Below are 8,260 nucleotides of genomic sequence, written 5' to 3'. Positions count from 1 at the left end.
AGCTTTTGCTTTTCCTCGATAAGTTATCAAAATATCTTCGCCTTTACTTAACATATCAAAAAGCATAGAGATATTAAATCTTAAATCTTTTGCTGTCACTGTCATGACTATCCTTTATAGTTTATATTTAAAGTATATACTGTATTGTCTTGATTTGTACTTATCTCTAATAATTTAACTGTTGAGTATAAATACCATCAAGTAAAGCAGGATAAAGCTTTACCTCTTTATCAATACCTTTAGACAATTTATCTCTTGCCATTTCTAACTCATACTTGTTTTGAAGATTCATCCAAAACTCCGCACTATTTCCAAAAAAATTAGACAAGCGTAAAGCCGTATCTGCTGTAATAGCTCTTTTTCTGTTGACAATCTCATTGATTCTGCGAGGGCTCACATTTAGTGATTTAGCTAAAGCATTTTGGCTAATTTTAAATGGTTGCATAAACTCTTCTAAAAGTATCTCTCCTGCATGTATTGGTTCTATTTTATTCATTTTTTTCTCCTAGTGATAATCGACTATTTCAACATCCAAAGCAAAACCATCTTGCCATATAAAGCAGATTCTAAATTGTTTGTTAACTCTAATGCTATATTGCCCTTCTCTATCTCCTGATAATTTTTCTAATCTATTCGCAGGAGGAACTCTAAGGTCTTCGACATCTATTGCTGAATCTATCATCAAAAGTTTTCTATAAGCCACTCTTTGAATCTCATGAGGTAATTTTTTTGAAAACTGTCGCTCATAAACTTTACGGGTCTCTTTACATCTAAATGTTTTAATCATTTTTTATTATAGCACTTATGTCGTTATATGTAAAGTTTTTCTACTAATTAGAGCATAATATTTTACTCATCCACCTCAATAGCAAAATTAATCCTCGTAAATATATAGATTTATTTACTTGTCACACCTCCTTTAGGTGTGATACATAAAAAATAACAATTAAAAGGAACCAAACTACTCTCATATCTTTTTTCTCATTACATCTTTCAAGTGATAAAATCATATTTCTTTAACAAAAATTCCTTTTTCTCTCTTCTACTCAAATTTTTTGTATCAGAAAAGTTCTTCATATTTTTCTCTTTAAACTCATCTAGTGAACAGATATATTTTGCAGGTATTCCAGCGTAGATACTATTGGATTTCACCTCTTTTTGTACGACGCTTCCTGCACCTATTATTACATTGTCACCTATTGTGGTATTTGCTAATATGGTGACCCCACTACCAATTTGAACATTGTTCCCAATAATAATGGGGGCAATAAAATCTGCATTGCTAAGCTCTGGATAGATATTTCGTAGAGGTCCTAATCCTGTATGCGTAATAAAACTTACATGGGCTGCTGTTCTTACATTATCGCCCATTTTAATGAGATAGGGTTCGCTTCCAAAATCTATCGTGTGAAAGTTACAATTTTTACCAAATTGAACACCTCTTATTTTAGCTACCATACTTTTAGGTAATATTCTAAAGTAAAGGGTTCTCGATACACTTATTATTCCATTTATCAACTTATATCCTTTTTTTTATCTTATTTAAAAATTTATCTTTTATCAGTACCTGATTCTCTTGACGCAGTAGAAACAGATAAACAGCACCCATTAAAACCAAACTCTCCAATCCACCTAGTAGAATGAGTGTCCACCAAGAGTCAAATATCTGTTGAGTACCAATGGTGTAGCTTACTCCTAAAATTATCATAATATAGATAGATAGTTTTAGAGAAAAAGTTGGTTTTTTTTCATTTTTCATAATCTTGTTGACCATGATTGGGAATATAAATAGGATGGGTAAACGCCCTAGAAAAATACCTATAAATATGGTTGTAATTGATGGGTGAATATAGTGGTATCCTACAATAGCAAAGAGTGAACTCAATATAATAGAACTCATACCCAATAGAACTTTATTTTTAATGGTCAAACTCACATCAATCAGAAATGCTTCATTGCGAATTAGTAGCAGTTGAATCAGAATAAACACAATTAGAAGATTTGCAGATGAACCCAAAAATAGCTCTTCTCCTACCCATAGGGTTATAAAACTCTGATTTAACAGTAGTATAATAGCTCCTATAAATATGGAAAAAGCCAAAACAGCCTCTCGTAAGTTCCCAATCACTCTTTGACATGCATCATACTCTCCGCCTCCGTACATCCGACCAATACCAGGGTTAAATGATGAGGTGACAATGGCTGTAATTGAGATACCTGTAACGACTAGATAGGCTGTAAAGATGTAAGATGAGACCAAAGAGGGACCAATTAGAATGCTTAAAAATATCACCTCACTTGCCATTAAAAATCGTGCAACAAAAGACCATGCTAGTTTCCATGAAGAGAATTTGAAAAATGATTTCAATTCAGCTTTTGTCGGCTTCATCGTGGCAAACCATGAGACCTCTTTTTTTGCCACAATAAAATAGGTGACTCCTCTTAGCAGTGTAATGAGTACCACGCTTATGGCTAACTCCTCCAATCCAAACTCTAAAAACACAACCATATAGGTGACAATAAAGGTGATAATAAGCCAAGATATTCGAATATAGTTTACCAGATAACCTCGGTTTGTACCTACCAAAACAGCTTCTGAGATATTTAGAAGAGGGGTAATAATAAGATTGAGTCCTAAAAGCAGAATAATCGTTAAGACAAGACCTTGGTCGCTCTCTTGAATATTAGAGATAAGTGTAGGAGACAGATAAGCAATCGTTACGATTATGGTTATTAATATTGGTAAAAAGATCGCCCATACAATAATTGCAGAGCCAACAAATCGCTTTTTCTGCTCTTCATCTTCACTGCTTTCATCTTTTGCAATTGTCCATTTAAGGGCTTGAACCCCCTTTCCATCAGCGATAGAGGCAAAACCCAAATATTTGTCAATTGATTTCCAAATACCAAAAAAATAAGCCCCAAAGTAGCCTACTAAAATGGGGTTTAAGATAAATGCGGTAATGGTATTAATAAAAAAAAGAACTAGACCTGTCTTAGCATTAAGCCCCCCTCTTTTTATAATGGCTTTTTGACTACTATTGGTGCATGATGCCATTAACCATCTCCTCCACTCTATTTGGACCGTTTTTATGACTATCTATACGATGAACTCTCACCCCTTGTGAGTGACATAGTGCTAAAATTTTATCAAATGCCTCGATATATTTTTCTAAAAACTCTCTCTGTAGAGACTCATCCATATTTTTTACTCTATGTTTCTGTTCTCTACTGTTGATTCTATCGCATAAAACAGCTACGGGTGCTTCCAGATAGATAACCTCATCGTAGTAGTAGAGTACCTCAGCTAGTTTTGCTAAAAAAATCTTCTCTAACTCTGGTAACTCTATCATTAGCAGTATTGTGTAGAAGATTGAACCTTGGTCTAAAATAAGCTGTTGGTCACCTCTATACTCTCCACTTTTCAAATCATGTAAAAAAATATCTATCTTTATAATCGATCTTAAGAGGGTATATTTAATCTTTTTAGCCTTCATATATACTTTTAGATATTTATAACTATTTTTCAGAAGGTAGGCTCCTTTTTTCTCATTTTGGAGTGTAACTTTTGCCTGAGGATAGATTTTCTGTAGAGATTTTCTAGATGTTGATTTACCTGTTCCTGCTAAACCTATAAGTTCTGATATTTTTGCTTTATCATTAATTGATGACCAGACACTTTTGAGTATCTGCTCCTCTACATATCTGAAACTATTCTCTGTATCTACAACAATTGTATTAGCTCTATTTGAGAAGTCATGTTTCCAAATTGAGCCAGAACGAATCAGTAACTTATCTGGGTCATCTTCTGGACGACGCTTTAGTGCGATTTGAGGATTTAATTTTAGGACAATCAATCTATCTATACCTTGGATACTACGGTGAAGTCTCTCCTCTATTTTTGCCAGAAACTTCTGTTTTCCTCCTAATGATATGGCTACTCTTGGTCCATCCATCTCTGTTACTCCCTCAAGAGGAATTCGGTCAAGAATAACTATTCCCCCTTGGGATTTCACCTTTTGAGCTCTGATAAAAGCCTGTTTTCTCTCAACAGCTAATCCAACTAAACTTAAAGCATTTCCAAAATTGGATAGACCTAGTTTTATAAATAGTTTTCCTATATTATTTATCTGCCGACCAATAAAATACTGTTTTGGTTCTCCTGCTCGATTGGGTCGTCCTATATGTATGGTCTCAACAAAGTAGTGGCGACCAAGCGTTGATGCCAACTTCTCAATATTGGAGCTTTTTCCTGCACCATCACCCCCAACAAAAGCAAAGATTCGTCCACCATTGGCAGGTATTTTCTTAGATTTTACCCTCTTTTTTGAAACTTTTCCAAAACGCACAAGGTTAATACGATAGAGTGATTTGAAGAATGAGACAAAAGCAGAGTGATAAGAGTATGGTTTTAGCACTTTTTTCATCTCTCTACTCTTTGTAAAGTAGTCTATTAGAGAGCTATTTTCTTTTATAACCTGCTCTGCTTCATAAAAAAGGCTTCTATCTACAAATGAGAATATACTATCTAATGACTCTGATATTTTCTCTCTACTACTTCGTTCTCGCAGATCCAAATACTCTCTATACGCAGAGCCTTGGATGATACCTTTTTTGCTTTTTTGTCTCCTGTAGAGAGACCACTGTCCAGTAGGGAGAAGCATAAGAAATGGAGTTAAGCCATTTTTTAGTATCAGACGAATAATCAATAGAATATACTCATTTTCGACACTTGGAATATAGACAGACTTCTTGTAATGCTCTTTGGATGCCATATAGTTCTCGATAATAGGAAGGTTGACACTCTTATCAAAGTCATAACCCACCTCTAGCAGAAAATGTAGATGAATATGTATCATCTTTTGAGCCTCTATATCCACTCCAAAGTAGTGAAAAATCTCATTTTGCCAAGAGTCTTTTTCTGAATAAGCACGAAGAATATTCAGCTCTTTAAAGAGTTGATAAACCTCATACTTTTTTTTGGGGTCAACAAGAATATCTAAATCATCTTCACCTATAAGTGCTTTTTCTATATTTGTATTGCTTTTCCAATGTAGATAATCTATATCTCGATTATCAAGCTCTTGAAGAAAATTTTTAATAAAATTTGACATCTTTTACCTTACTGTTTTTAAATTATTGATTGATATATTTTTTCATATTTTTGCATCATACTCTCCAAAGAGAACTCTGCACAATCATATGTTAAGTTTCGTTTCTGCTCTAAAGCACTCTCTATACCCTCGCTGATACTATTCTCATCTAAAGGGTCAACAAAAGTGACATTTAGTAGTTTGGACTCTAAGTTATAAGCTTTGAGAGGATAAGTAAACTGCTCAATATCACTGACCAGCACTTTTGTTTTCATTGAGATGGCTTCCAAAAATGCGATATTGAGACCCTCTGAGACAGATGGCATGAGAAATAGCTCACAATGCTCCAAGAAGTTATAGACCTCATCTCGTTCTATTAGACCCAAGAAGATGACATTTTTTTCTAATTTTAGCGATTTCACATGAGACTCTATCTTCTCTTGTAGCTCTCCATTACCTGCTAAAACCAGTTTTAGTTTAGGGTTTTTTTCTATAAGTGGTTTTATTGCTGTTATTAGTCTAATGTGATTTTTCTCTGTTACAAAACGAGCTGGATGAAAACAGATAGTGTCTGTTTTTTCTATATTGAACTTCTCATAAATATCTGTTTTTTTATATCTATAGTTGGTCTCAACACCATTTAAAATGACCTCATATTTACCCTCAATACTCTGTTTATATGAAGTTGGTAATGTATCATAGAGTATCTGATTGACAAAAACAACTCTGTCTGAAAATCTAAAAATAAATTTTAATAATCGAGCATTGTTTTTTGATAGAAATAGATATGAACCATGAACGGTAAAGAGGGTTTTTAGCCTGAGTATAGAGTTTATCAAGAGATATAGTGCCATTGCTTTAATGTGATGTCCATGCACTATTTTGACCTCTTTTTTGATAGACCATAATCTCATAAGAGCTGATTTTATACTTAAAAGCTCTATGCTATTATCTTTGAAGTGTTGATTGAAATAGGTAGACCATCTCCACGGTATAGAGGTTTTACTTATACCATTTACTAGATATAATATTTTCATTCTTCTCTCTTTAGACTTCTTGTAAAACTAGGAACCGATGGCTTCAGCCTCGTAATATTCGGGACTAAAGTCTCCGATTCCAAGAGGTTTTGCGAGATGTCTTTTGTAAATATATTTTTGTAAATTTCTACAATACTTTTTACATTATAACGCCCAATTGTCTCTATAATCTTCTCTTCATCATGACGCATATTCGCATACTGTTCAATAGCTCTTGCAAATGCTTCGCTATTGTTATCTTCTACCAAAACACCATTTACCTTGTCTATAATAATCTCCTCATTGACTCCTGGACAAGCGTTTGCAACTACAAATTTACCACAGGTATTTGCTTCCAAGAGAACATTTGGGAACCCCTCATATCGTGAACTTAGAACCACCAAATCAGCCTCTTTTATATAGGGATAGGGATTTTTTTGTAGACCTTGCAGTGTTACTTTTTTTTCAATTCCAAGCTCATCTATCCTCCTCTCAAGCATCTCTCTTTCAGGTCCCTCTCCAATAATATGCAGATGATACCTATCATCAAGCAGTGCAAAAACATCAAGTAGTTTTTCAAAAGCTTTCTGTTGTCGTAACATACCTGTTGCTACAATATTTATCTTATCTGGAGGAAGCAATCTTTTATCACCTCTCTGTTTTAGTTGCTCATTGATAGATTGTGCATCCAGAGGATTGTTGACTACCGTGATTTTTTCTGCATCTACGCCATAGGTAGAGATAATATCACTTTTCATATATTGAGATTGTGCAACGACTCTATCAAATCTCGTGATGACTCGTCTATAGATATAGTCCATTTTTTTAGATTTTTTTAGATATTTTGCACGAACACTTGGTATATTTACCTCTCTGGTTATAAATTTTGTATTTTTTAGACGAAGTTTTAACATAGGAATCCACATCGCAATGGTTAAGTTGACATGGGTAATACCTGTAAACACTACGCTGGGTCTCTCTTTTAGTAGTAGATAGAGTAGTTTGTGTGTTCCAAGTAGTACCCTAGAGCTGTTGAGGTTATGAATGGTAACACTCTTTTTAACCTTGGGAAGAAGTGAGCCTCTGTTGTTGAACACAACTAGATGAGTCTCAAACTTATCCTCTTCTAAATTATTCACAAGATTTAGGATGACACGCGTCGCACCACCCATACTCATCTCATGAATAATAAAGATAATCTTCTCCCTATTTTCGTTTTTGAACATTTTTATCCTTTAAATCTGTTTTTTCAATCTCTTTTTCTGCTACAAAATAGATATATAGCACTAAAAAGAGTAGAGGTTTTGTGTAGTATGTGACCGTACCCATATCCATAAGCAGAACTATAAGTATCATAACAAAAAAGTATTTTCTGATTTGTGACTTTGGCATGAAATATATATTGCGTAGTGTTACGACATAGATACTATAGAAAAATATCGTACCAATAATACCTACACCAATCAGTAGCTCTAAGTAGTTATTGTGTGTATATTTACCTAAAAAATGTCTAGCATTATTTAGCCCTATTCCAAATATAGGGTCCCCTGAGAAGATATTGAATCCTTCGCTTATTAGGTGTGCTCTCTCTGCACTACTATGATCACCAGACTGCCCACCCATCATATCAAACATTCCAAGAAATCTTCTCTCTACAAGCAGGAGTATATTTTCAAGTTGTTGGGCATCTCCATATATAGTAAAAAGCTTTATAGCTACATAGAATATGATGATAAATAGTAAAATATTTTTTATCTTTAAGCTTTTAAATGAAAAGGAGAGTAAAATCATAAGAGGAGCAAGAATCATCGCTTTTCTTGAGACCGTTAGGATAATAATATAGAAAGAGAGAATAATACTTAGATAGTTATAGATTTTAAACCAATTTTGTATGGAGCTATAGGATAGGAGTACCAAACTGGAAAAAATAGTTAAAAGCATAGTCTTAGCTAGTGTATTTGAGTTTCCAACACTTCCCGCAAATCTTCCAAATTGAAAAATTTCATAACCAGGATCAATTATAGTGAGTCCGATTAAAATATTATAGAGTCCACCCAATAAAATACCATAAAGAATGGTCTGTTCAAGATTGTATCGTTTAAAAACAACATATAATATAAGTAGATTAAGTGTTACAATAATCAATCTGGT

8 protein-coding genes are annotated in these 8,260 nt (G+C 33.8%); all 8 read right to left on the bottom strand.

Going from position 1 to position 8,260, the window contains the following annotated elements:
- Positions 1 to 166: 166 nt before the first annotated feature.
- Entirely contained in the window at positions 167 to 496 is a 330-nt protein-coding gene (locus tag GSY74_RS05655) for a HigA family addiction module antitoxin (protein WP_164664131.1), read from the bottom strand.
- 9 nt (positions 497 to 505) lie between these two features.
- Complete coding sequence (locus tag GSY74_RS05650; protein ID WP_164664130.1) at positions 506 to 787, bottom strand: type II toxin-antitoxin system RelE/ParE family toxin; 282 nt, start codon at positions 785 to 787, stop codon at positions 506 to 508.
- Between the two features lie 206 nt (positions 788 to 993).
- On the bottom strand, positions 994 to 1,518 hold the full coding sequence (locus tag GSY74_RS05645; RefSeq protein ID WP_164664129.1) for an acyltransferase: 525 nt from the start codon (positions 1,516 to 1,518) through the stop codon (positions 994 to 996).
- A gap of 1 nt (position 1,519) precedes the next feature.
- On the bottom strand, positions 1,520 to 3,058 hold the full coding sequence (locus GSY74_RS05640; protein ID WP_164664128.1) for a hypothetical protein: 1,539 nt from the start codon (positions 3,056 to 3,058) through the stop codon (positions 1,520 to 1,522).
- Entirely contained in the window at positions 3,039 to 5,114 is a 2,076-nt protein-coding gene (locus tag GSY74_RS05635) for a hypothetical protein (protein WP_164664127.1), read from the bottom strand. The genes GSY74_RS05640 and GSY74_RS05635 overlap by 20 nt, the downstream gene beginning before the upstream one ends.
- 17 nt (positions 5,115 to 5,131) lie before the next feature.
- Positions 5,132 to 6,130 (bottom strand): glycosyltransferase family 4 protein, encoded by a 999-nt coding sequence (locus GSY74_RS05630; protein ID WP_164664126.1) that lies wholly within the window; start codon positions 6,128 to 6,130, stop codon positions 5,132 to 5,134.
- A complete protein-coding gene (locus tag GSY74_RS05625; RefSeq protein WP_164664125.1) occupies positions 6,127 to 7,335 on the bottom strand; it encodes a glycosyltransferase in 1,209 nt (402 codons plus the stop codon). The genes GSY74_RS05630 and GSY74_RS05625 overlap by 4 nt, the downstream gene beginning before the upstream one ends.
- The coding region (locus GSY74_RS05620; protein WP_164664124.1) for an O-antigen ligase at positions 7,316 to 8,260 on the bottom strand (945 nt) is incomplete at its 5' end. The genes GSY74_RS05620 and GSY74_RS05625, both read right to left, overlap by 20 nt.

It is taken from the genome of Sulfurovum sp. bin170 (assembly GCF_010892395.1).
Taxonomy (GTDB): Bacteria; Campylobacterota; Campylobacteria; order Campylobacterales; family Sulfurovaceae; genus UBA1140.
Note: the sequence above shows the minus strand (reverse complement) of the source record. Positions and strands in the feature narration are given on the sequence as shown.

Excerpts from the sequence above, each read along its gene's own strand:
- GSY74_RS05650 (WP_164664130.1), bottom strand. The coding sequence starts at position 787 with ATGATTAAAACATTTAGATGTAAAGAGACCCGTAAAGTTTATGAGCGA.
- GSY74_RS05640 (WP_164664128.1), bottom strand. The coding sequence starts at position 3,058 with ATGGCATCATGCACCAATAGTAGTCAAAAAGCCATTATAAAAAGAGGG.
- GSY74_RS05655 (WP_164664131.1), bottom strand. The coding sequence starts at position 496 with ATGAATAAAATAGAACCAATACATGCAGGAGAGATACTTTTAGAAGAG.
- GSY74_RS05630 (WP_164664126.1), bottom strand. The coding sequence starts at position 6,130 with ATGAAAATATTATATCTAGTAAATGGTATAAGTAAAACCTCTATACCG.
- GSY74_RS05635 (WP_164664127.1), bottom strand. The coding sequence starts at position 5,114 with ATGTCAAATTTTATTAAAAATTTTCTTCAAGAGCTTGATAATCGAGAT.
- GSY74_RS05625 (WP_164664125.1), bottom strand. The coding sequence starts at position 7,335 with ATGTTCAAAAACGAAAATAGGGAGAAGATTATCTTTATTATTCATGAG.